The sequence below is a fragment of the Pedococcus sp. P5_B7 genome (genome assembly GCF_054049895.1).
Map to the genome: position 1 here is coordinate 434,677 of NZ_JBFULM010000001.1, position 20,179 is coordinate 454,855.

Genomic DNA, 20,179 nt, shown 5'->3' on the forward strand with positions numbered 1-20,179 from the left:
CGCCATGACGGTGCAATGACGACGCTCGCGGGCGACAGCCACGGTGGGCTGGTCATCGACGCCGCAGGCCTGTCCAAGTCGTTCCGCGCCCGCGGTGGCGGCGTGACCGAGCTCTTGTCCGACGCGTCCCTGCAGGTGGCGCCGTGGACGACCGTCGCAGTGATGGGTCGGTCGGGGGTGGGCAAGAGCACGCTGCTGCGAGCCCTCGGCTTGTTCCAGCCGTTCGACGCGGGCAGCTACCGACTCCTGGGCTCCGATGTTGCAGGACTGTCCGACCGGGCCTGCTCGGCCTTGCGGGCGCGGCACATCGGGTTCGTCTTCCAGGAGTTCCGGCTGCTCCCCCACCTCACGGCGACGGGGAACGTCGAGACGGCAGCGGCCATCGCCGGCCTGCCGGCCGGGACGCGGCGTCGGGAGGCGCATCGCGCCCTCGAGCTGGTGGGCCTGTCGCACCGCCTCCGGGCCAGTCCGCGCACCCTGTCTGGCGGGGAGCAGCAACGAGTGGCCCTGGCGAGGGCCCTGGTCAAGCGTCCGTCGCTGATCCTGGCCGACGAGCCCACCGGCGCCCTCGACGACACCACCGCCGCTGCGGTGCTCGAGATCCTGCGCGATGCGGTGGCCGTCAGCGCGGCAGCCCTGGTGGTCGTCACCCATGACCCAGTGGTCGCCAGGGCCTGCGATCGGCAGCTTCGCCTGCACGCCGGACAGCTGGTGCCCCTGCTCGAGGACGACGAGGTGGGCGCTACCGAGGGCTTCGTCGTGGGCTCCACCGCATGAGGCGCGCCATCACGTTGGCCAGGCAGGAGGTCAGGGGCAACTGGCGTCGCAACCTCGTCAAGGGCGTGATCCTGCTCGGCGCCATCGGCACCCAGCTGTTCACGTCGCTCGCGGCTGCGGCGAGTGAGGAGGCGGTGACGACCTATGGTGCAGCGGTCTTCGGCTACGAGCAGACCTTTCGGGCCGACCTCGAGACTCCGCCGTCGTTGGCCCAGCTGCAGACGATGGACGCGACCCTCGACAGCGAGACCGTCGCGCACCCCGGGGCCGTGGTGGTGCTGCAGGCCAACCTGAGCGCCCGGCTGACCTCCACCGCGGCACCGGTCGGGGGCCCGGAGACGGCCGCCTCGCTCACCTCCTTCCACGGACCGTGGGCCGAGATCAGCGCCACGACGGCGGGGTCGACGAGCTTCGCCGAGGTGAAGGGGCCGACCGCGCTGCCGCGACTGGTGATCAGCGGGCAGACGGCCGACCGATTGGGGGTGGCCACCACGACGCTGGTCACGGTGACGGTCGCAGGCGCCCCACCGCCCGATCCCGGAGCAGAGGACTTGTCGAGCGCCGGGGACTCCTCGACATCGGGGTCCGGGGTCGGTGCCGACGGCTGGGCGCAGAGCCCGCTCGCCGTGCCCGACATCCCGGCGCACCGCGGGCCGGCTGAGCGGAACAAGGCCCTGGTCAACGACGTGCTGGCCAGTCGCAGCCTCCTGCACCTGATCGGTGCGGCACCCGAGAGCGCCTCGCTCTACTGGCGCTGCGCGTCTCCCGAGTGCGGCGATGTCGCCAGCATCGCCGCGACCATCGCTCGCACCGCCGGGCTGAGCCTGGCCGCGGGCTATCGGGTCGACTCGCACGACGTGCTCACGCCAGTCCTGCGCCAACAACGCGAGCAGGGAGCCTTGTTCGCGTGGGTGGCGCTCGGCCTCGGCGCCATCGCGGTCGCCGTCGTGGCCACGGCGATGGTGGAGGTGCGCACACCGGAGCTGGTGACCCTGCGCACGCTGGGAGCCACGCGGTCGACCCTCTTCGCGGCCGCCCTGCTCGAAGGGCTCGTCGTCGCCGTCGTCGTCGGCATCCTCTCGATGGCGGCGGGCCTGGCGCTGGCTCGCCTCGACCCCGACCTGCTCAACCACATCGACGCGGTCGAGCTGCCGCAGTTCCAGCCACCCCTGGGGGTCTACCTCCGCACCGGGACGGTGACCGTGCTGGTCGGCCTCCTCACCGGGCTCCTCCCGGCCCTGCGCGCCTACCGACTGGTGCGGGCCCACTGACGACACAGGCCTGACGAGGGCTGTTGGCAACTTGTGCCAAGGCGAGGCAGCCGCGCGACCGGTTGAATCTCACGCATGGCGCAGCGACGGATCAGGATCGGGATCGACACCGGAGGCACGTTCACCGACGTCGTCGCGTTCGAGGAGGGCACCGGGGAGCTCGTCACGACGAAGACACCGTCGACGCCGAGCAACCCCGCTGACGGGTTCATCAACGGCGTGACCAAGGTCCTCGACCTGATGGGGGCCACCGGCCGGGACGTCACCGCTGTCGCCCACGGCACCACCGTCGCCACGAACAAGCTCCTCGAGGGCAAGGTCGAGCGGCTGGGGTTCGTCACCAGCGAGGGCTACGAGTTCATGCTCGAGATCGCCCGCCAGGCGGTCCCCGACGGCTACGGCAACTCCTACTTCTGGGTCAAGCCCCCGCGCATCGTGCCCGCCGACGCGGTCAGGACCGTCGGCGGACGGATGGACTTCCAGGGCAACGAGATCCAGCCGTTCGACGAGGCGTCGGCCGTCGCCGCGGCGCACTGGTTCCGCGACCACGGCATCACCACGCTCGGCGTCTGCTTCCTGCACTCGTACGCCGATGACTCCCACGAGCTGGCCATGCGTGAGGTGCTGCGGCGCGAGCACCCCGAGGCGATCGTGTCGATCAGCAGCGAGGTGCTCCGCGAGTACCGCGAGTACGAGCGCTCGATGACCACCCTCGTCGACGCCGCCGTGAAGCCGAACGTCAGCCGCTACGTCACCAACATCCAGCAGCGGCTGGCGCAGATCGCCCCCGACGCCGCCTTCTCGATCATGAAGTCCAACGGCGGCGTGCTGTCCGCCGACGAGGTCGTCAACCAGCCGATCACCACGGTGTTGTCAGGCCCGGCGGCCGGCGCGCTCGGGGCGGGGCTCATCGCGAAGCGGGCCGGCTTCCCCAAGGTCCTCACCTGCGACGGCGGCGGCACCTCGACCGACGTCTCGGTGGTGCTCGACGGCGAGCCGACCCTGACCACCGAGGGCACGGTCGGCGCCTACCCCAGCAAGATCCCGATGATCGACGTCGTCACGGTCGGCGCGGGCGGCGGCTCGGTCGCGTGGGTCTCCCCCGAGGGCACCCTCAAGGTCGGGCCCCACTCGGCCGGTGCCGACCCGGGTCCGCTCTGCTACGCCAAGGGCGGCACCGAGCCGACCATCACCGACGCCCATGTCGTCCTCGGACGGATCCCTCCCCACCTGCTCGGCGGCGAGATCCCGCTCGACGTCGAGGCCGCCCGCACCGGCATCGACGCGCTGGCGGCGCGGCTGGGCATCGACCCCACCCGCTGCGCGACCGGCATCCTCGAGATCTCGGCCTGGAACCAGGCCAACGCGCTGCGGCAGGTCTCGGTGAAGCGCGGCCTCGACGTCCGCGACTTCATGCTCACCACGTTCGGTGGGTCCGGTTCGCTGCTCGCCTGCCGGCTCGTCGACATCCTCGACCTGGCTGGGGTCGTCGTCCCGCAGAACCCCGGCAACGTCAGCGCCTTCGGGCTGCTCACCGTCGACGTCAAGAACGACTACGTCCAGACCATGGTCGCCAAGCACACGGCGCTCGACCACGCGGCCGTCCAGAAGACCTTCGACCACCTGACCGACCGGGCCGCGAAAGCCCTTGACGGCGAAGGCTTCCCCCGCGACGCCCACCGCTACACGCGCACCGTCGACCTGCGCTACTTCGGACAGGCCTTCGAGGTGCGCGTCACCGCCCCCGACGGCCCCGTCGACGAGGCGTATGCCGCGCACGTCGCCGAGTCGTTCCACGAGGCGCACCGCGCCCTCTACGGGTACGACTTCTCGGCCGACCCGAGCCAGCAGGTCGAGTGGGTGAACCTGCGCGTCACCGGGATCGGTCCGATCACCCGACCGGAGCTGCGTGAGCTCGAGACCCGCGCCGTTTCTTCGGAAGATCCGCCTGGTCAGGACCCGGCGGATCTTCCGAACCAACGCAGCCGGCGGGCGGTCTGCTTCGACGCGGACGAGGGTTACCGGGACACACCGGTGTTCTGGCGTCCCGATCTGCGAGCGGGAGACACGTTCGACGGGCCCGCCATCGTCGAGGAGTTCGGCTCGACCGTGCCGGTCCACCCCGGCTTCACCGTCACGGTGGACTCGATCGGCAACCTGGTCATCACCAAGGAGGGTGCCCGATGAACACCGCTGGCCTGCCCACGGCGTACGAGCACGGCAACCGGCTGACCCCGCTGGGCACCGAGGTCGACCCGATCCTCGTGGAGATCGTCCAAGGCACCCTGGCGAGCGTGGAGATGGAGGTCGAGACGGCCATCGCCCGCACCAGCCGCTCGCCGATGATCCGCGACGCGCACGACTTCCGGGCGGGCATCCACGACCGGCAGCTGCGCAAGCTGACCGGCCGGTCCTACAGCGCGCTCGTCCACCCGATCGCCCGCGACTTCCCCCTGTCCGAGATGGCCGAGGGCGATGTCTTCTTCCACAACGACGTCTACGAGTCCGAGGGCGGGATCGGGCACCTCCCCGACCTGTGTGTGACGGTGCCGGTGTTCAGCGGTGGCGAGGTGGTGGCCTTCGTCCAGGCCTTCGGCCACCACGACGACATCGGCGGAGCCGTGCCCGGGTCGATGCCGAGCAACGCCTCCAGTGTCTTCGAGGAGGGCCTCGCGGTCCCGCCGATCAAGCTGTGGGACAAGGGAGTGCCCAATAAGGCGGCGCTGCGGATCATGACCCGCAACAGCCGGATGCCCGACTCGCTGGCGGCCGACCTCGACGCCGAGTGCTCGGCCTGCCTGATGGGCGCCCGACGGCTGTCCGAGCTGTTCGAGCGCTATGGCCGCGACACCATCGAGGCGACCTTCGACACGATCCTCGACCAGACGACCGAGACCTACCGGCGCGAGATCCTGTCGAAGATCCCCGACGGCACCTACGTCTGGGAGGACTACGCCGAGCACGACGGCGTCGACGACCCACGGCTGCACACCCAGCGGATCACCCTGACCAAGGAACCCACCGGCGGCCCCGGCCCCGGCGACGGCGGCCCGCGGCTGGTCATCGACTTCACCGGCACCGCGCCGCAGGCCAAGGGCCCGATCAACCACTGCGGCGACTACGTCGGGGGCAACTTCCTCAAGAAGTGGCTGGCCCCGATCCTGCGCAACCTGGCGGACAGCCCGGAGCGAATGGCCGAGCTCGACGTCAACGAAGGCGTCGTGCCGCTGATCGAGATGCGCTTCCCCGACAAGGGCACCCTGCTCACGCCGATCTTCCCGGCCCCGACGAACGCCCGGACCTTCGTCATCCTGAGGCTGCTCGGGGTGCTGGCCGGCGTGGTCGCCAAGGCCGTCGACGGCAAGATGCCCGCCGACCAGGAGACCATCCGCTACACCGGGGTCTACGGCAAGGACCGCGACGGCAACGACTACCTCATGCGCGAGGTGCTGGGCGGCGGTTCGGGCGGCCGCTACTACGCCGACGGCGAGGACACCATCCATGTCGTGCCGGACTCGCGCAACCTGCCGACCGAGTTCACCGAGAGCCGGTTCCCGTTCATCGTCGAGCGCCTCGGGCTCGCCGTCGACTCCGGCGGTGCGGGGCGCTACCGCGGCGGGCTGGGCTACGAGAAGCAGATCCGCATGCTCAAGGACGCCCACTTCATGTCGATCGCCGACCGCTCGATCCTCGCGTGCTGGGGCGTCAAGGGTGGCAAGGCCGGCAGCTCGTTCAGCGTCACGATCGACGTCGGTGGTCCCGACGAGCGCGAGGTCGACGCCCTGGCCGACGCCGAGCCGGTCAAGGCCGGTCAGGTGATCCGGATCCGCACCACCGGAGGCGGTGGCTGGGGCGACCCGCTCGAGCGCCCCTATGAGGACGTCGAACGCGACCTGCGCTGGGGCAAGGTGTCCTTCGAGGGTGCGCGCACGGCATACGGGGTGGTCGCGTCGGGCAGCAAGGACGAACCCGTCATCGACACGGACGCGAGCGACGCGCTGCGCCAGCAGCTGCGCGACGCCCGGCCCGAGTCGGCGCCGTTCTTCGACCGCGGCCCCGGTTACGCTCGGCTCGCCGACGGCAAGGCCGCCGCCGACGTCGACTGGCTGTAGTCGGCTTCCCCGAGGGTGGCTTCGTGACTGGGGCGCCTGCCGGCCAGGACCGGCCCCGCTGCGGAATGCGGTCAAAGTGGCCCGGGCAGGTAACCTGTCGCCCCGGGGCCGTCGTGCCCTGTCCCCGGCGGCAGGCCAGGAGGGACACCGGCCGGGCAGGACAGTCCCTCGGCCCCGAGGCGCAGGGAGGACGCACGTGCTGCGAAGCCAGCCGGCACCCGAGGTCATCGGGAGCCAGCTCTCCCGCGTGAGCCGGCCGACGCCACCCCCGACGGGGCGCGCGGCACGGTCCGGTGGGCAGCGTCTGGACATCCAGGGCCTGCGCGCGGTCGCGGTCCTCGTGGTGGTGGCGTACCACCTCTCCCCCTCCAGGCTCACCGGCGGGTACGTCGGCGTCGACGTGTTCTTCGTCATCTCCGGGTTCCTGATCACGAGCCACCTGCTCCAGTCGCGACTGGAGGCCGGTCGCGACCTCGTCGAGTTCTGGGGGCGACGGATCCGACGCCTGCTCCCCGCTGCGCTGGTGGTCCTGGGGTGCACGCTCGTCGCCACCGTGGTCCTCGCGCCCGACGGTCGATGGCTCGAGACGGCCAAGCACGTCCTGGCCTCCGGGCTCTATGTCGAGAACTGGCGGCTCGCGGCCGACTCGACGAGCTACCTGAAGGCCGAGAACCAACCCACGCCCGTGCAGCACTACTGGTCGCTGTCGGTCGAGGAGCAGTTCTACCTCGTCTGGCCGATCATGCTCCTGCTGGTCACCAGGCTGGCGCGGGCCAGGGGCTGGGCAGTGGGCCGCACGGTCGCGTTCGCCGTGACGGGGGCTGCCGCCTCGTCCTTCGCGTTCTCCGTGTACGAGACGTCGACCAACCCGTCCGTCGCCTACTTCTCCACCCCCGTGCGCCTCTGGGAGCTGGCCGCAGGAGGCCTGCTCGCGGTCGCTGCTGCGTCGTCGGTGCGGTGGGAGGCTCGACGCGCCCTCTGGCCCGTGCTCGGGCTTCTCGGGCTGCTGGCCATCGTCGTCGCCTCCGTGACGTTCTCCGACAGCACGCCGTTCCCCGGATGGAAGGCCGCCCTCCCGGTCGGGGGTGCCGTCCTCGTGCTCGCGGCCGGGTGCTGGGGTCGGCGGGGCGCGGCCGACCGGCTGCTCAGCCTGCAGCCGCTGCCGTTCATCGGTGACATCTCGTACTCGATCTACCTCTGGCACTGGCCGCTGATCGTGCTCCTACCCTTCGTCTCCGGGTCCCTCGGCCGGCTGGACAAGGTCGCCGTCCTCGCGGCGAGCATCGGGTTGGCGTGGTTGACCAAGGTGACCATCGAGGACCGCTTCCGCCGTCCTGGGATCACCTGGGTGGGCCGCGCGCCGTTCCGGTTCGCGCTGGTCGGGATGCTGGTGATGCTGATCGGCAGCACCGCCGTGACACAGGTCATGGACCGCCGGGTCGCCGACCAACGCGCCCAGGCGGCCGCCGAGCTGCGGGCAGCGGGGCCGTGCCTGGGGGCGGGCACGCTGGCGTTGGGGCCGACGAGGTGCCCTGACCGGGGCAAGGACCCGATCCCGGCTCCGGCTCAGGCACAGCAGGACCGGTCCGCCCTCTATGACCGCTCGTGCTTCGTGGAACCACCCTTCGACACCGTGCGCAGGTGCACCTACGGTGACCCCAACGCCGAGATCTCGGTCGCGCTGGTCGGCAACTCGCACGCCGGGATGTGGTTCACCGCCCTGCAGGAGCTGATGGGCACCGAGCACTTCAGAGTCACCTCCTTCGTGGCCGACGGCTGCAACGTCACGACGGCCCGCCTCCACTACGACCCCTGGTCCTGGGGGACCGGTTGCCTTGCCTGGGGTGAGAAGGTCATGAAGGCCACGACGGACGGGTCCTTCGACGTCGTCGTGACCTCCGCCATCCAGACGCGGGCGCCGGAGGCTGCTCAGGACGACTACCCCCAGCGCTTCCCCCTGGCCCGGAAGGGACACCTGGACGAGCTCCGGCGTTGGGACGCAGCCGGGGTCCAGGTGCTGGTGATCCGTGACACCCCGCGGGCGCCCCCAGGCGTCGGTCCCGTGCCGGATTGCGTGGCGACCCACCCGACCGACCTCAGGAAGTGCAGCGGCAGCAGGGCGTCCTGGGTCCCCCAGGACCCGCTGGCCGCAGCCGCGGAGAGCATGGACAGCCCCCATGTCTCGGTCGTGGACCTGACCGACAAGCTCTGTGACGAGGCGACGTGCTACGGGGTGGTCGGCGGGGTGATCACGTACTACGACCGCCACCACCTCACCCAGACGATGGTGCGAACGCTCGCGCCGTACATCCGAGGACCCCTCCAGGCTGCGATCAAGGGCGCCGACCGCGGCAGCTGACCCGGGCAGGCCTGCCACCGTGCTGCGGACGGCCTCTCCCACGAGGCGTCGGCGCCCTGACAGGATGAGGCGGTGACCGCACCACTGGAAGACATCGTCGTCATCGACCTGTCGCGAGCCCTGGCTGGGCCGCACGCGGCAATGATGTTGGGAGACATGGGCGCTCGCGTCATCAAGGTCGAGTCGCCGGGCACTGGCGACGACACCCGTGGCTGGGGGCCGCCGTTCGTCGGACCCGACGACGAGCCCATCTCCACCTACTTCCTCGCGGCCAACCGGAACAAGGAGTCGATCACCCTCGACCTCAAGTCGGACGACGGCCGCGACGTCCTCACCAAGCTCGTGCAACGCGGCGACGTGCTCGTCGAGAACTTCCGCCCGGGCGTCCTCGACCGGCTGGGGTTCTCGGCGGAGCGGCTGCACGAGCTCAACCCGAGACTGGTGCTGCTGAGCATCAGCGGGTTCGGCCACGACGGGCCGCAGGGCGGCCGAGCCGGCTACGACCAGATCGCCCAGGGCGAGGCCGGGCTGATGTCGGTGACCGGTCCCGACGCCGACACCCCGCAACGCGTCGGGGTGCCGATCGGCGACCTGCTGGCGGGCATGTACGGCGCGTACGGCGTGGTGACCGCCCTCCACGAGCGCCACACCACCGGCGTCGGCCGCGTGGTGCGGACCAGCCTGCTGGCCGCCCTCGTCGGCGCCCACGCGTTCCAGGGCACCGCCTACACGGTGGCCGGCCACGTCGGTCGGGCGCAGGGCAACCACCACCCGTCCCTGTCGCCGTACGGCCTGTTCCACTGCCAGGACGGCGACATCCAGGTGGCCTGCGGCAGCGAGTCGCTGTGGCGCAAGCTCGCCGAGGCGTTCGACCTCGACCCGGACACCCCTGGCATGGCCACCAACCGCGAGCGCACCGTCAACCGCGATCAGGTGACGGCAGCCCTCAACGCCGCCTTCGCCACCCACCCCCTCGCCGAGCTGCTCCCCCGCCTCGCCTCGCTGGGCATCCCGGCGGGCGAGGTCCGCACCATCGACCGCGTCTACGACTGGGACCAGACCCGTTCGCAGGGCCTGGTGCTCGACGTCGACCACCCCGTGCTCGGCCACATCGAGCTGCCCGGCCCACCGATCCGCTTCGACGACAACCCGTATGCCGGTGGGCGCAGCGAGCACGACGCGCCACCGACACTCGACCAGCACGGCGCGAGCATCCGGGCCTGGCTCGACGACGGCGCAGGCGGGCGGGCGGGCTGGTCGTGACCGGCCCCGTGCTGCGTCCGTTGGCGACCAGGGACCTCGCGGTCGTCGAGGAACTCCTCGACGCTCAGGTCGGGGGCCGCCAGCAGGCGCGGCTGGGCGACCGGACAGCACGGCATACCCCTGCGCGACGAGCTCGTGCTGCACCGCGTCCTGTCCTGAACCACCCGGTGCGGGTGAAGGTCAGACCGCCCGCAGGGGCTTGCGGTTGCGCAGCTTGCGGCGCACCTGCTTGCCGATCGCCTCCGCGGCGATGCCGAGGCGGTTGCGGCCGGGCTCGGGGTTCGGGAGGGCCAGCGAGATGACCTGGCTCCACGCGGACGCGACCTGCTTGGGCAGCGGCCCGGTCGTGTAGGTCAGGCCGTAGCGCTCGCAGATCTCCTGCACCTTGGGCGCCAGCTCGCCGTAGCGGTTGCTCGGCAGGTCGGGGAAGAGGTGGTGCTCGATCTGGTGGCTCAGGTTGCCCGACATGATGTGCAGGGCCTTGCTGCCCGAGATGTTGGCCGAGCCGAGCATCTGGCGCAGGTACCACTCGCCCCGGGTCTCGCCCTCGATGGACGCGCGGGCGAACGTCTCGACCCCGGTCGGGAAGTGTCCGCACATGATGATCGAGTGCGTCCAGACGTTGCGGACGAAGTTCGCCGTCGCGTTGGCCGCGATGGTGTGGAAGAACGACGGGCCCGAGAGCAGCGGGTGGATGAGGTAGTCCTTGCGCGCCTGGCGGCCGACCTTGCGCAGCACCATCTTCCCGTTGCGCTTGAACTCCTCCTTGTCACCCCGGCCGGCGAGCTGCTTGCCGATCTCGAGGTCGTAGGCAGCGATGCCGTACTGGAAGAAGCACATGTTGAGGAAGTTGTAGATCGGCTGGCCGAGGTAGGCCGGCGTCCAGCGCTGGTCCTCGTCGACGCGCATGATGCCGTAGCCGAGGTCGTTGTCCTTGCCGATCACGTTGGTGAACGTGTGGTGCAGCTCGTTGTGGCTGTGCTTCCACAGGGCTGCCGGGGTGGCGCTGTCCCACTCCCAGGTCGTCGAGTGGATCTTGGGGTCGCGCATCCAGTCCCACTGGCCGTGGAGGATGTTGTGGCCGACCTCCATGTTGTCGAGGATCTTGGCGACGGACAGGCCGGCGGTGCCGACGATCCAGGCCGGCGGGAAGATCGAGAAGAGCAGCACGGCGCGCGAGGCCAGCTCGATCTTGCGCTGCACGTCGATCACCTTGCGGATGTATGCCGCGTCGCTGGCTCCGCGCGACTCCAGGACTTCCTGGCGCAGCGCGTCGAGCTCCATGGCGAGCGCCTCGACGTCCTCGGCGGTCAGGTGCGCGGTGGGGTCGGCCTTGCCGGAGCGCTTGGGCACGTGGCGGCGCTCGGCGATGGCGGTCGACAGGCGGCTGTTCGTGGAGCGCGGGGACGGGGTGCCGGGAGCCTTGGGGGTCGAGGCGGCCGAGCCGTCGATGGTGAGGTCATAGGTCTCTGCAGTGGCAGTCATGAGGTCTCCTTAGAGGTCGATCTCGCAGTGGCCGGCAGCAGCCGACACACACGTCTGGATGCGGATGCCGTCGCCCTTGGCGGCAATGGTCAGGTCGCCGTTGCGCAGGTCGCGGACGGCACCTTCCTTCAGGGGCACGACACAGCCGAAGCAGATGCCCATCCGGCAGCCGGAGGGCATCAGGACACCGGCGGCTTCGCCGGCGTCGAGGATCGGGGTCGAGCCGTCGGCATCGACGGTGATGCGCTGGCCGCCGAAGGTGACGGTGCCACCCTCGCCTTCGGCGATGATGACCGGGCGGAAGCGCTCGGTGTGGAGTCGGTCGGTGATCTCGGCGTCGGCCCAGGCCGCCTCGAAGGCGTCGAGCATGCCGGTGGGCCCACAGGCCCAGGTCTCGCGGAAGCGCCAGTCGGGCACGAGCTCGTCGAGGGAGTCGGTGCCGACCATGCCCTCGGTGTCGGTGTGCCGCTCGACGAGGCGGATGCGTCCGGCGTCGGCCCACTCGCGCAGCTCGGCGGCGAAGATGACGTCGGCCTCGGTGGGCGCGGAGTGGATGACGACGACGTCCTGCAGCTCGTCGAGGTGGTTGCGCAGCATGCCCATCACGGGCGTGACACCCGAGCCGGCGGTGACGAACAGGGCCCGCGCCGGATGAGGCGTCGGGAGGACGAACTCACCGGTCGCCTGGTCGAGGTGGATCAGGGTGCCGGGCTGCAGCGCCCGCACGACGTGGTTGCTGACCTTGCCGTCCGGGATCGCCTTGACCGTGATCGAGATCAGCCCGTCGGGTGACGCGACCGGGGAGGTCAGCGAGTAGGCGCGCCAGTTGCGGACACCGTCGACGTCGACGCCGATGCGGATGTACTGGCCGGGCACGTGCCCGGCCCAGGACCGGCCGGGCCGGATGTGCACGGTGACGGCGTCGCGGGTCTCGGGCGTCACCGAGACGACCCGGCCACGCAGGTCGGCGCCGGCCCGCATCGGCGCGATGAGGTCGAGGTAGTCGTCGGGCAGCACGGGGGTGGCGACTGCTTCGGCGACTCGACGGAGGACCGTACGCAGGGACGGCAGGGGTCTCGTGGACCCGGACGTCGTGCGAAGTGGGAGAACTGCGGTCATGGTTCTACTATGAGCGAACAGGTAGGCTAATTTCCTGACCTGCCCGAGTGAGTTTTCGTCAGTGTTTTGTTCGCTAGGAACAATATGAGCACCGAACCGCCCCTCAAGTCCCCTTCGCCCGACGCAGCGGCCACCGCCGCCGCAGCAGCCACCTCGGTCACTGCCGCCCCACCGGCTACCCCGGCCACCTCCGTCCCACCGAGCACCCCGGCCACCCCGGTCGCCTCCGCCACCGAGCGCGCTGCCGGTCTCACCATGTCACCGGAGGTGCTCGCCCGCCTCAAGGGTGCCCTGCCAGCCGTGGCGAGCCACGCGGTCGAGGCGATCATCGAGGAGGTGCCGAGCTACGCGAGCGCCCGCGACTACCTCGTGGGCAACATCGAGACAGCCGTGCAGGTCGCCCTCGGCACGTTCCTGTCGATCGCGGCCCGGGCCGACGACCCCAGCTCGCCGCTCGGCCCGGCCCGGGAGGCGTCCTACAACCTCGGTCGCGGCGAGGCCCGGAGCGGCCGCAGCATGGACGCCCTGCTGTCGGCCTACCGGATCGGGGCCCGCGTCTCGTGGCGAGGCCTGTCGGAGGAGAGCGTCCGGGCCGGCATGAGCGCCGAGCTGCTGGCGCGCTTCGCCGAGCTGGTCTTCGCCTACATCGACGAGCTCTCCGCAGCCAGCGTGGCCGGCCATGCCGACGAGCTCGCCACCGCCGAGCGGGTCCAGCAGCGCCAGGTCGAGCGGCTCGCCCTCGAGATGCTCCGCGGCGCCTCCGACGAGCTGGTCACGCGCCGGGCCGAACGCGCCGGCTGGGACCTGCCCAGGTCGGTGACCGTGCTCCTGGCGCCCGACTCCGAGCTGCACCACATCCGGTCGCTGGTCGACGGGCGATCGCTCGTCCTCACCGAGGACGTGCCCGGTGTCGACGCCCGCGACGACGTCGCGGCACTCATCGTCCCCCGGCTGACCCCGACGGCCCGGCGCCGCCTGGTCCAGGCCCTCGAGGGCCACGACGTGGTGCTCGGACCGACCCGCCCCTGGCGCGAGGCGGCCACGTCCCACCAGCGAGCCCTGCGAGGGCGGGCGACGCGCACCGGGGAGCGGACGGCATACGACACCGACGCCCACCTGGCCGAGATCGTGCTGAGCGCCGACCCCATCGCGCTCGCCGACCTCCGCGCCCAGGCCCTCGCTCCGCTCGACGACTCCACGCCGGCCAGCCGCGAGCGCCTCGAGGAGACCCTGCGGCTCTGGCTGCTGCACCGCGGCCGCCGCGAGCCCGTCGCCGAGGCGCTGTTCGTCCACCCGCAGACCGTCCGCTACCGCGTCGGCCAGCTGCGTGAGCTGTTCGGCGACGCCCTCGACGACCCGCGCCGGGTCGCCGACCTCGTCATCGCGCTGGGGGTCGCCCAGACCCCCGTGCCGGCCACGGCCTCGACCTGACCGGCCGATGCCGCACCCACGCCCCCAGTCCGCTGTCGCAGATGTGCCAAGTCGACCCACGCCATTGGGCAGGTCCTGACAACGTCACGCGGCGCCGGGCATCCCTAGGCTCGCCGCACGGACGACGAACGGAGGTGGCATGCGGGTCCTGATCGCGCTCGGCGGCAACGCCATGACCGGTCCCGACGGCAGCGCCACCCCGCAGGCCCAGCGGGAGGCCATCGCGCAGGCGATGGAGCACGTCGCCACCGTCATCGCGGCCGGGCACGAGGTGGTCCTCACCCACGGCAACGGTCCCCAGGTCGGCAACCTGCTCGTCAAGAACGAGCTCGCGGCCCACGTCGTCCCACCGGTCCCCCTCGACTGGTGCGGCGCCCAGACGCAGGGAACCATCGGGTTCACGATCCTCGACACGCTCGAGGCCGCCCTCGCGGCCCAGGGGGTGGACCAGCGGGTCGCCGCCATCGTCACGCGCACGCTCGTGGCAGCAGACGACCCGGGCTTCGCCAAGCCCACCAAGCCGATCGGGCGGTTTCTCGCCCACGACTACGCGCGCCCCCTGATCGAGCACGGCGAGACCTGGGAGGACCGCGGCCACCAGGGCTGGCGCCGCGTGGTCGCCTCCCCCGAGCCGCTCGAGGTGCTCGAGACCCACACGCTCCGCACCCTGCTCGGCGCGGGCTACGTCGTCGTCGCGGCCGGTGGCGGCGGCATACCCGTGGTGCGCGAAGCCGACGGCACCGTGCACGGCGTCGAGGCCGTGATCGACAAGGACCTCACCGCAGCAGTGCTCGCCAGCGCCATCGGCGCCGACGTGCTCATCATCGCCACCGATGTCGAGAACGCCGTCCTTGACTACGGCACCCCCGGCGCGCAACCCGTCGGACGGGTGCGGCTCGCCGACATGGAGGCGTATGCCGCGGACGGCCAGTTCGCGTCGGGCTCGATGGGCCCGAAGGTCGAGGCCGCCATGCGGTTCGTCCGCCACGGCGGCCGCCGCAGCGTGATCACCGCACTCGACCGCATCGCTGAGGCCCTACATGGCGACGTCGGCACGGTGATCGGAAACCCTTCAGTACCAACCGAACTCGACGCCGAACAAGAGGTCGTCACATCAACCGACGACTCACCACCAGCTGTCAGACCAACAGAGAGGTGACCGCCATGCCCGAGCCCATCGAGGTCCGCAAGGTCCCGATCCACAGCGTGTCCGACGCGAGCGAGCTGGCCAAGCTCATCGACGACGGCGTGATGGACGCCAGCCGGGTGGTCGCCATCATCGGCAAGACCGAGGGCAACGGTGGCGTCAACGACTACACGCGGATCATCGCCGACCGCGCCTTCCGCGAGGTCCTGGTCGCCAAGGGGGCGCCGGCCGACCAGGTGAAGCAGGTGCCGATCGTGTGGTCCGGTGGCACCGACGGGATCATCAGCCCGCACGCCACGATCTTCGCGACGGTGCCCGCCGACCAGGCCGAGCAGTCCGACGAGCTGAGGCTGACGGTCGGGTTCGCGATGAGCGAGCCGATCCTGCCCGAGGAGATCGGCTACACCGGGATGATCAGCAAGGTCGCCGACGCCGTGCGGGTCGCCATGGAGCGCGCGGGCATCACCGACCCGGCTGACGTGCACTACGTGCAGACCAAGACCCCACTGCTGACCATCCACACCATCCGCGACGCGGAGTCGCGCGGCAAGTCGGTCTGGACCCACCACACCCACGAGTCGATGGACCTGTCCAACGGGACGACCGGTCTCGGGATCGCCGTCGCCCTCGGCGAGATCGAGATGCCGACCGACGCCGACGTGATGAACAACCGGTCGCTGTTCTCGGCGGTGGCCTCCTGCTCCTCCGGTGTCGAGCTCGACCAGGCGCAGGTCGTGGTGGTCGGCAACACCAAGGGAATCGGCGGCCGCTACCGCATCGGCCACTCGGTCATGCGGGACGCCCTCGACGCCGACGGGGTGTGGTCGGCCATCAAGGACGCCGGGCTCGACCTGCCCGAGCGCCCGCACTCGTCAGACCTGCAGGGCCGGCTCGTCAACGTCTTCCTCAAGTGTGAGGTCAGCCAGACCGGCGAGGTCCGGGGGCGCCGCAACGCCATGCTCGACGACTCGGACGTGCACTGGCACCGCCAGATCAAGTCCGCGGTTGGCGGCGTCACCGCCTCCGTGACCGGCGACCCGGCCGTGTTCGTCTCGGTCTCGGCAGCCCACCAGGGCCCCGACGGCGGCGGCCCGGTCGCGGCCATCGTCGACCTCGGGTCCGGCGAGCCGACCGGCTACCGCGCCCCGACTCCCGACTGACTGCGCCTGCCCCGACGTGGTGGCAGTCGCCGAGTCAGGCGGTGTCGGCCTAGAAGCTGTCGCCGCTGCCTGACTGGTAGGCGGTCCAAGCCTGGTCCGACTCGGCCTGTGCCCTGCCCTGCGTATGCCGCGGCGTGGGATCGATACCGTCCCACTTGCGGTCCACCACCCAGGCCAGCACCAGCACGACGAACACCACTGCTCCGACGACGATCCAGAACATCGCTGACTCCCCTCTGCCAGGCGGACCGGGTCCGGATGAGGCCAACGGTCCCACACGCCGGACGCCCGCGGAATCCCCCACTCGGTGGGGCGAGCGAGTCAGTGGGCGAAGTGGCGGGTGCCGGTGAAGTACATCGTGATGCCGGCCGCCTCGGCCGCGGCCACCACCTCTTCGTCCCGCACGGACCCACCAGGCGCGACCACGGCTCGCACTCCCGCGTCGAGCAGCACCTGCAGGCCGTCGGCGAACGGGAAGAACGCGTCGGACGCCGCGACCGCACCCTTGGCCCGGTCGGCGCCGTCGGCGTTGGCCCGTGAGACCGCCAGGTGGCAGGAGTCGACCCGGTTGACCTGTCCCATGCCGATGCCCACCGAACCGCCGCCACTGGCGAGCAGGATGGCGTTGGACTTCACCGCGCGCACCGCCCGCCACGCGAACTGCAGGTCGGCGAGCGTCGACCCGTCCGCAGCCGCACCGGCGACCAGCCGCCAGCGGGACGCGTCGTCCCCTCCCGGGGTCTCGCCCTCGACCACGGCGTCGATCCGGTCGGGCACCTGCACGAGCAGGCCCCCGCTGATCGGTCGCGTCTCGATGGGGTCGCGGTGTGCCGCCAGGTCGGCGGGGAGCTGGAGCAGGCGACGGTTCTTCTTCTCCCGCAACACCTCCAGCGCGTCGGCATCGAACGAGGGGGCGGCGATGACCTCACTGAAGGTCTCGTTGGCAGCGAGCGCCATGGCCTTGGTCACCGGCCTGTTGGTGGCGATGATGCCGCCGTAGGCGGACACGGGGTCACACGCATGAGCCGCGGCATACGCCTGCTCCACGGTGGCGCCCACGGCGATGCCGCAGGGGTTGGCGTGCTTGATGATCGCCACGGTCGGCTGGTCGCCGTGGTCGTACGCGGCACGCACCGCGGCGTCGGTGTCGATGTAGTTGTTGTAGGACATGTCCTTGCCGTGGAGCTGCTCCGCGGAGGCGACGCCCGGACGCCAGTGCGTGTAGAGGGCGGCCGGCTGGTGCGGGTTCTCGCCGTAGCGGAGCACGTTGGCGCGCTGGAAGGTCGCACCGGTCCAGGCCGGGAAGCCGGTGCCGTCACTGGTGTCGGTGTAGACGTTGCCCATCCAGTTCGCGACCGCGTTGTCGTAGTCAGCGGTGTGCACGAAGGCCTGCGCTGCCAGCCGCTTGCGCTCGGTGAGCGTGAACCCTCCGTCGGCGACGGCTGCGAGCACTGCCGGGTATGCCGCGGTGTCGGTGACGACCGCAACGCTCGGGTGGTTCTTGGCCGCCGCCCGCACCATGGACGGTCCGCCGATGTCGATCTGCTCGATGACCTCGTCGGGGCCGGCGCCGGAGGCCACCGTCTCGCGGAACGGGTACAGGTTCACGACGACGAGCTCGAACGGCTCGACGCCGAGGTCGGCCAGCTGGGCGACGTGGTCGGCCTTGCGGGTGTCGGCGAGGATCCCGGCGTGGACCCGCGGGTGCAGCGTCTTGACCCGGCCCTCCAGGCACTCGGGGAACCCGGTGAGGTCCTCGACCTTGGTGACCGGCAGCCCCAGGCCGTCGATGAGGGCGGCGGACCCACCCGTCGACACCAGGGCGACCCCGGCGTCGTGGAGGCCACGCGCCAGCTCCTCGAGCCCCGTCTTGTCGTAGACCGAGACCAGCGCCCTGCGGATCGGCCGACGGCCGGCCTGGTCCACGGTCTCGGGAGTGGGTGCGGAGGCAGACTGCTCGGTCACGGAATGGTGGCCTTCCCATCGGAAACGGTGATTCCTTCGCGGGCCGCGCGGCCCACGATCTCGACGAGCAGCGGGTGCTCGACAGCTTTGATGCGCTCGTGGAGCGTGTCCTCGGTGTCGTCGGCCTCGACGTCGACGGTGGCCTGGGCCAGGACCGGCCCGGTGTCGATGCCCGCGTCGACGACGTGCACGGTGCAGCCGGTCTGGTGCGCGCCGGCCGCGAGGGCGTCACGGACTGCATGGGCGCCGGGGAAGGACGGCAGCAGGGCAGGGTGGGTGTTGAGGACGGTCCATCGCCGGAGGACCTCGGCCCCGAGGAGCTTCATGAACCCCGCGGAGACCACGAAGGCGGGCCGGTGGTCGCCGATCCGCTCCGCCAGGGCGGCGTCCCACTCCGCCCGGGTGTCGAAGTCCTCGACCCGGCAGACGAACACGGTGATGCCGGCCGCCGCTGCGCGGTGGAGTCCTGCGATGCCGGCGCGGTCGCCACCGACGGCGAGGATCCGCACGCCGTAGGCCGGGTCTGCGGTGGCGTCGATGAGAGCCTGGAGGTTGGTGCCCGATCCGGAGACGAGCACGACGATCCCGGTCGGCTCAGGGGCAGTCACCCGGGAGACGATACCGAGCCGCCGTCACGTGGCGGCAGCCGCGTCCACCAGGTGCCCCAGAACCCCGACTCCCGTCGCCTTCTCATGCAAAAGGCGAGTTAGCGCCGGTCTCGTGCGGCGCTAACTCGCCTTTTGCATGAGGTAGCGACACCCGGGTGGAGAAATCGAGGGATCAGCGACGCAGCTTCCAGCGGTCCCAGGCCAGCACCAGCGCGGCGCCGAGCCCGAGCTCGACGAGCAGGGCGAGCGTCATCGCCCCGGCCGGAGCGCCGATGTCCTTCAGTCGGGCCACCCCGAGCGAGCCTCCACCGAGCACGTCCAGGAGGCCGATCGCCCCGGCTGCAACCACGACGGCGGTGCCGACGACCGTGAGCTTGGTGCGCACGGTCGACAGCCGGGCCACGGCGCGCAGCGAGCGCCAGCCCACGAGGGCCCCGACCGCCACGGGCAGCAGCACGATGAGCGGCAGGAGGCCGGGGAACGCCCCCGGCTGCGGCAGCGCCCCGAACGCCGGCACCATCGGCAGCAGCGAGGTGCGGCTGCCGGTCCAGGTGGCCGAGGCCCCCTCCACCGCAGAGAAGCCGGTGCCGGCGACGAACGACACCGCCCACAGCGCGAGGTTGGGCAGCACGGACACCTGGGCGAGGGTCAGCGCCACTCCCCCGACCACTCCGGGCGCCAGCTCGCCCTGCAGGTGACGCACGTCGCCGAACCGGACCGCGAGCAGCACCAGGCAGATCACGATGCCGGCGCCGACGAGGACCGTGGCACCCTCGAGCCCGGGTCGCAGCGCCCGCCGCACCGACTCCGGCAGCCAGGCCGGGCGGCGCAGGGCCGGGCCGGCGAGCTCGGGCCGGCCCTTGAGCAGCCGGGCCAGGGCCAGCGTGGCCGAGGCCGCCGGCACCACCAGCACAGGGAGCACAAGGGTCCAGACCACCGGGTGGGGACCGGCGAGGAAGGCGACCGCGACCCACAGGAGCGCGCACGCGGCATACCCGAGGGCCCAGGCGAGGAGGTCGGCGGCGAGGGGGCGGTGGAGGGTGTCGCGGGCGAGGCGGATGGTGCGCGCGTCGGCGGCCTCGCGCGCGGCGCGCGTGGCGGACCACGCTCCGATGGCCACGCTCAGCGCGAAGGCCAGCAGCGGGACGACCGTGATGTGGGTGGCGCCGACGGTGAGGTGCGCGCCGCCGGCCAGCAGCCACAGGCTGGCCCCGATGCCCAGGGAGCTGGTCCAGGAGACCGTGCTCTCGGAGGCGGCGACCCACACGAGCAGGGCCGGCAGCACGAACACGGTGGCCGACCCGGCAGCGGCCAGGGCCCCGGCCACCAGTGCTCGCCGGTGCACGGCGGAGCCCGGCCCGTCACCGGTCGACGAGGTGCCCGCCCTCAGCATTTCCATCACAGTCATCGCTGCCCCATCGTCGCCGACACCCCAGCCTGAGCCGGCGTGCAACGCCGAGGGCAGCCGAGAAATGTCCGAAC

15 protein-coding genes are annotated in these 20,179 nt (G+C 71.4%); 9 read left to right on the forward strand and 6 right to left on the reverse strand.

Translation table 11 applies throughout. From position 1 onward, the window contains the following. Nucleotides 1-15: 15 nt before the first annotated feature. The 6 genes from ACXJKD_RS01970 to ACXJKD_RS01995 all read left to right on the forward strand — a co-directional run bounded on the left by ACXJKD_RS01970 (nucleotide 16) and on the right by ACXJKD_RS01995 (nucleotide 9,782). Entirely contained in the window at nucleotides 16-777 is a 762-nt protein-coding gene (locus tag ACXJKD_RS01970; RefSeq protein ID WP_457252647.1) for an ABC transporter ATP-binding protein, read from the forward strand. Then, the gene (locus ACXJKD_RS01975; RefSeq protein ID WP_457252648.1) at nucleotides 774-2,048 is read left to right on the forward strand and encodes an FtsX-like permease family protein; all 1,275 of its coding nucleotides are present in this window, start codon (nucleotides 774-776) and stop codon (nucleotides 2,046-2,048) included. The genes ACXJKD_RS01970 and ACXJKD_RS01975 overlap by 4 nt, the downstream gene beginning before the upstream one ends. Before the next feature lie 75 nt (nucleotides 2,049-2,123). Further along, the gene (locus ACXJKD_RS01980; RefSeq protein WP_457252649.1) at nucleotides 2,124-4,235 is read left to right on the forward strand and encodes a hydantoinase/oxoprolinase family protein; all 2,112 of its coding nucleotides are present in this window, start codon (nucleotides 2,124-2,126) and stop codon (nucleotides 4,233-4,235) included. Continuing rightward, nucleotides 4,232-6,160: a hydantoinase B/oxoprolinase family protein gene (locus ACXJKD_RS01985; protein WP_457252650.1), complete on the forward strand. Its 1,929-nt coding sequence runs from the start codon at nucleotides 4,232-4,234 to the stop codon at nucleotides 6,158-6,160. Before ACXJKD_RS01980 ends, ACXJKD_RS01985 begins: the two co-directional genes overlap by 4 nt. Nucleotides 6,161-6,356: 196 nt before the next feature. Then, nucleotides 6,357-8,519, forward strand: coding sequence for an acyltransferase family protein (locus ACXJKD_RS01990; RefSeq protein WP_457252651.1), 2,163 nt, complete (start codon nucleotides 6,357-6,359; stop codon nucleotides 8,517-8,519). Between the two features lie 72 nt (nucleotides 8,520-8,591). Next, nucleotides 8,592-9,782 (forward strand): CaiB/BaiF CoA transferase family protein, encoded by a 1,191-nt coding sequence (locus ACXJKD_RS01995; RefSeq protein ID WP_457252652.1) that lies wholly within the window; start codon nucleotides 8,592-8,594, stop codon nucleotides 9,780-9,782. Nucleotides 9,783-9,962: 180 nt separating this feature from the next. Here the strand turns inward: ACXJKD_RS01995 and ACXJKD_RS02000 are convergent, their stop codons facing one another. Continuing rightward, on the reverse strand, nucleotides 9,963-11,267 hold the full coding sequence (locus ACXJKD_RS02000) for a fatty acid desaturase family protein (RefSeq protein ID WP_457252653.1): 1,305 nt from the start codon (nucleotides 11,265-11,267) through the stop codon (nucleotides 9,963-9,965). Nucleotides 11,268-11,276: 9 nt separating this feature from the next. Beyond that, nucleotides 11,277-12,386, reverse strand: a complete 1,110-nt coding sequence (locus ACXJKD_RS02005; RefSeq protein ID WP_457252654.1) for a ferredoxin reductase — start codon at nucleotides 12,384-12,386, stop codon at nucleotides 11,277-11,279. Nucleotides 12,387-12,470: 84 nt separating this feature from the next. Between ACXJKD_RS02005 and ACXJKD_RS02010 the strand changes: the two genes are divergently transcribed. From ACXJKD_RS02010 to bar, 3 genes are all read left to right on the forward strand, one after another. Then, nucleotides 12,471-13,817: a PucR family transcriptional regulator gene (locus tag ACXJKD_RS02010; protein ID WP_457252655.1), complete on the forward strand. Its 1,347-nt coding sequence runs from the start codon at nucleotides 12,471-12,473 to the stop codon at nucleotides 13,815-13,817. Nucleotides 13,818-13,956: 139 nt separating this feature from the next. Next, nucleotides 13,957-14,976 (forward strand): carbamate kinase, encoded by a 1,020-nt coding sequence (locus tag ACXJKD_RS02015; protein WP_457252656.1) that lies wholly within the window; start codon nucleotides 13,957-13,959, stop codon nucleotides 14,974-14,976. Between the two features lie 5 nt (nucleotides 14,977-14,981). Next, a complete protein-coding gene (bar, locus tag ACXJKD_RS02020) occupies nucleotides 14,982-16,124 on the forward strand; it encodes a barbiturase (protein WP_457252657.1) in 1,143 nt (380 codons plus the stop codon). A 49-nt stretch (nucleotides 16,125-16,173) separates the two neighbouring features. Here the strand turns inward: bar and ACXJKD_RS02025 are convergent, their stop codons facing one another. From ACXJKD_RS02025 to ACXJKD_RS02040, 4 genes are all read right to left on the reverse strand, one after another. Then, nucleotides 16,174-16,347, reverse strand: coding sequence for a hypothetical protein (locus ACXJKD_RS02025; RefSeq protein ID WP_457252658.1), 174 nt, complete (start codon nucleotides 16,345-16,347; stop codon nucleotides 16,174-16,176). A gap of 98 nt (nucleotides 16,348-16,445) precedes the next feature. Beyond that, the gene (gene purH, locus ACXJKD_RS02030) at nucleotides 16,446-18,089 is read right to left on the reverse strand and encodes a bifunctional phosphoribosylaminoimidazolecarboxamide formyltransferase/IMP cyclohydrolase (protein WP_457252659.1); all 1,644 of its coding nucleotides are present in this window, start codon (nucleotides 18,087-18,089) and stop codon (nucleotides 16,446-16,448) included. After that, entirely contained in the window at nucleotides 18,086-18,697 is a 612-nt protein-coding gene (purN, locus tag ACXJKD_RS02035; protein ID WP_457252660.1) for a phosphoribosylglycinamide formyltransferase, read from the reverse strand. The genes purH and purN overlap by 4 nt, the downstream gene beginning before the upstream one ends. A 172-nt stretch (nucleotides 18,698-18,869) precedes the next feature. Next, complete coding sequence (locus tag ACXJKD_RS02040; RefSeq protein WP_457252661.1) at nucleotides 18,870-20,105, reverse strand: cell division protein PerM; 1,236 nt, start codon at nucleotides 20,103-20,105, stop codon at nucleotides 18,870-18,872. Between the last annotated feature and the right edge of the window lie 74 nt (nucleotides 20,106-20,179).

Coding starts and splice junctions, on each gene's coding strand:
- ACXJKD_RS02025 (WP_457252658.1), bottom strand. CDS start 16,347: ATGTTCTGGATCGTCGTCGGAGCAGTGGTGTTCGTCGTGCTGGTGCTG.
- ACXJKD_RS02000 (WP_457252653.1), bottom strand. CDS start 11,267: ATGACTGCCACTGCAGAGACCTATGACCTCACCATCGACGGCTCGGCC.
- ACXJKD_RS01985 (WP_457252650.1), top strand. CDS start 4,232: ATGAACACCGCTGGCCTGCCCACGGCGTACGAGCACGGCAACCGGCTG.
- ACXJKD_RS02010 (WP_457252655.1), top strand. CDS start 12,471: ATGAGCACCGAACCGCCCCTCAAGTCCCCTTCGCCCGACGCAGCGGCC.
- bar (WP_457252657.1), top strand. CDS start 14,982: ATGCCCGAGCCCATCGAGGTCCGCAAGGTCCCGATCCACAGCGTGTCC.
- ACXJKD_RS02040 (WP_457252661.1), bottom strand. CDS start 20,105: ATGACTGTGATGGAAATGCTGAGGGCGGGCACCTCGTCGACCGGTGAC.
- ACXJKD_RS01975 (WP_457252648.1), top strand. CDS start 774: ATGAGGCGCGCCATCACGTTGGCCAGGCAGGAGGTCAGGGGCAACTGG.
- ACXJKD_RS01970 (WP_457252647.1), top strand. CDS start 16: ATGACGACGCTCGCGGGCGACAGCCACGGTGGGCTGGTCATCGACGCC.
- ACXJKD_RS02005 (WP_457252654.1), bottom strand. CDS start 12,386: ATGACCGCAGTTCTCCCACTTCGCACGACGTCCGGGTCCACGAGACCC.
- ACXJKD_RS01980 (WP_457252649.1), top strand. CDS start 2,124: ATGGCGCAGCGACGGATCAGGATCGGGATCGACACCGGAGGCACGTTC.
- ACXJKD_RS02015 (WP_457252656.1), top strand. CDS start 13,957: ATGCGGGTCCTGATCGCGCTCGGCGGCAACGCCATGACCGGTCCCGAC.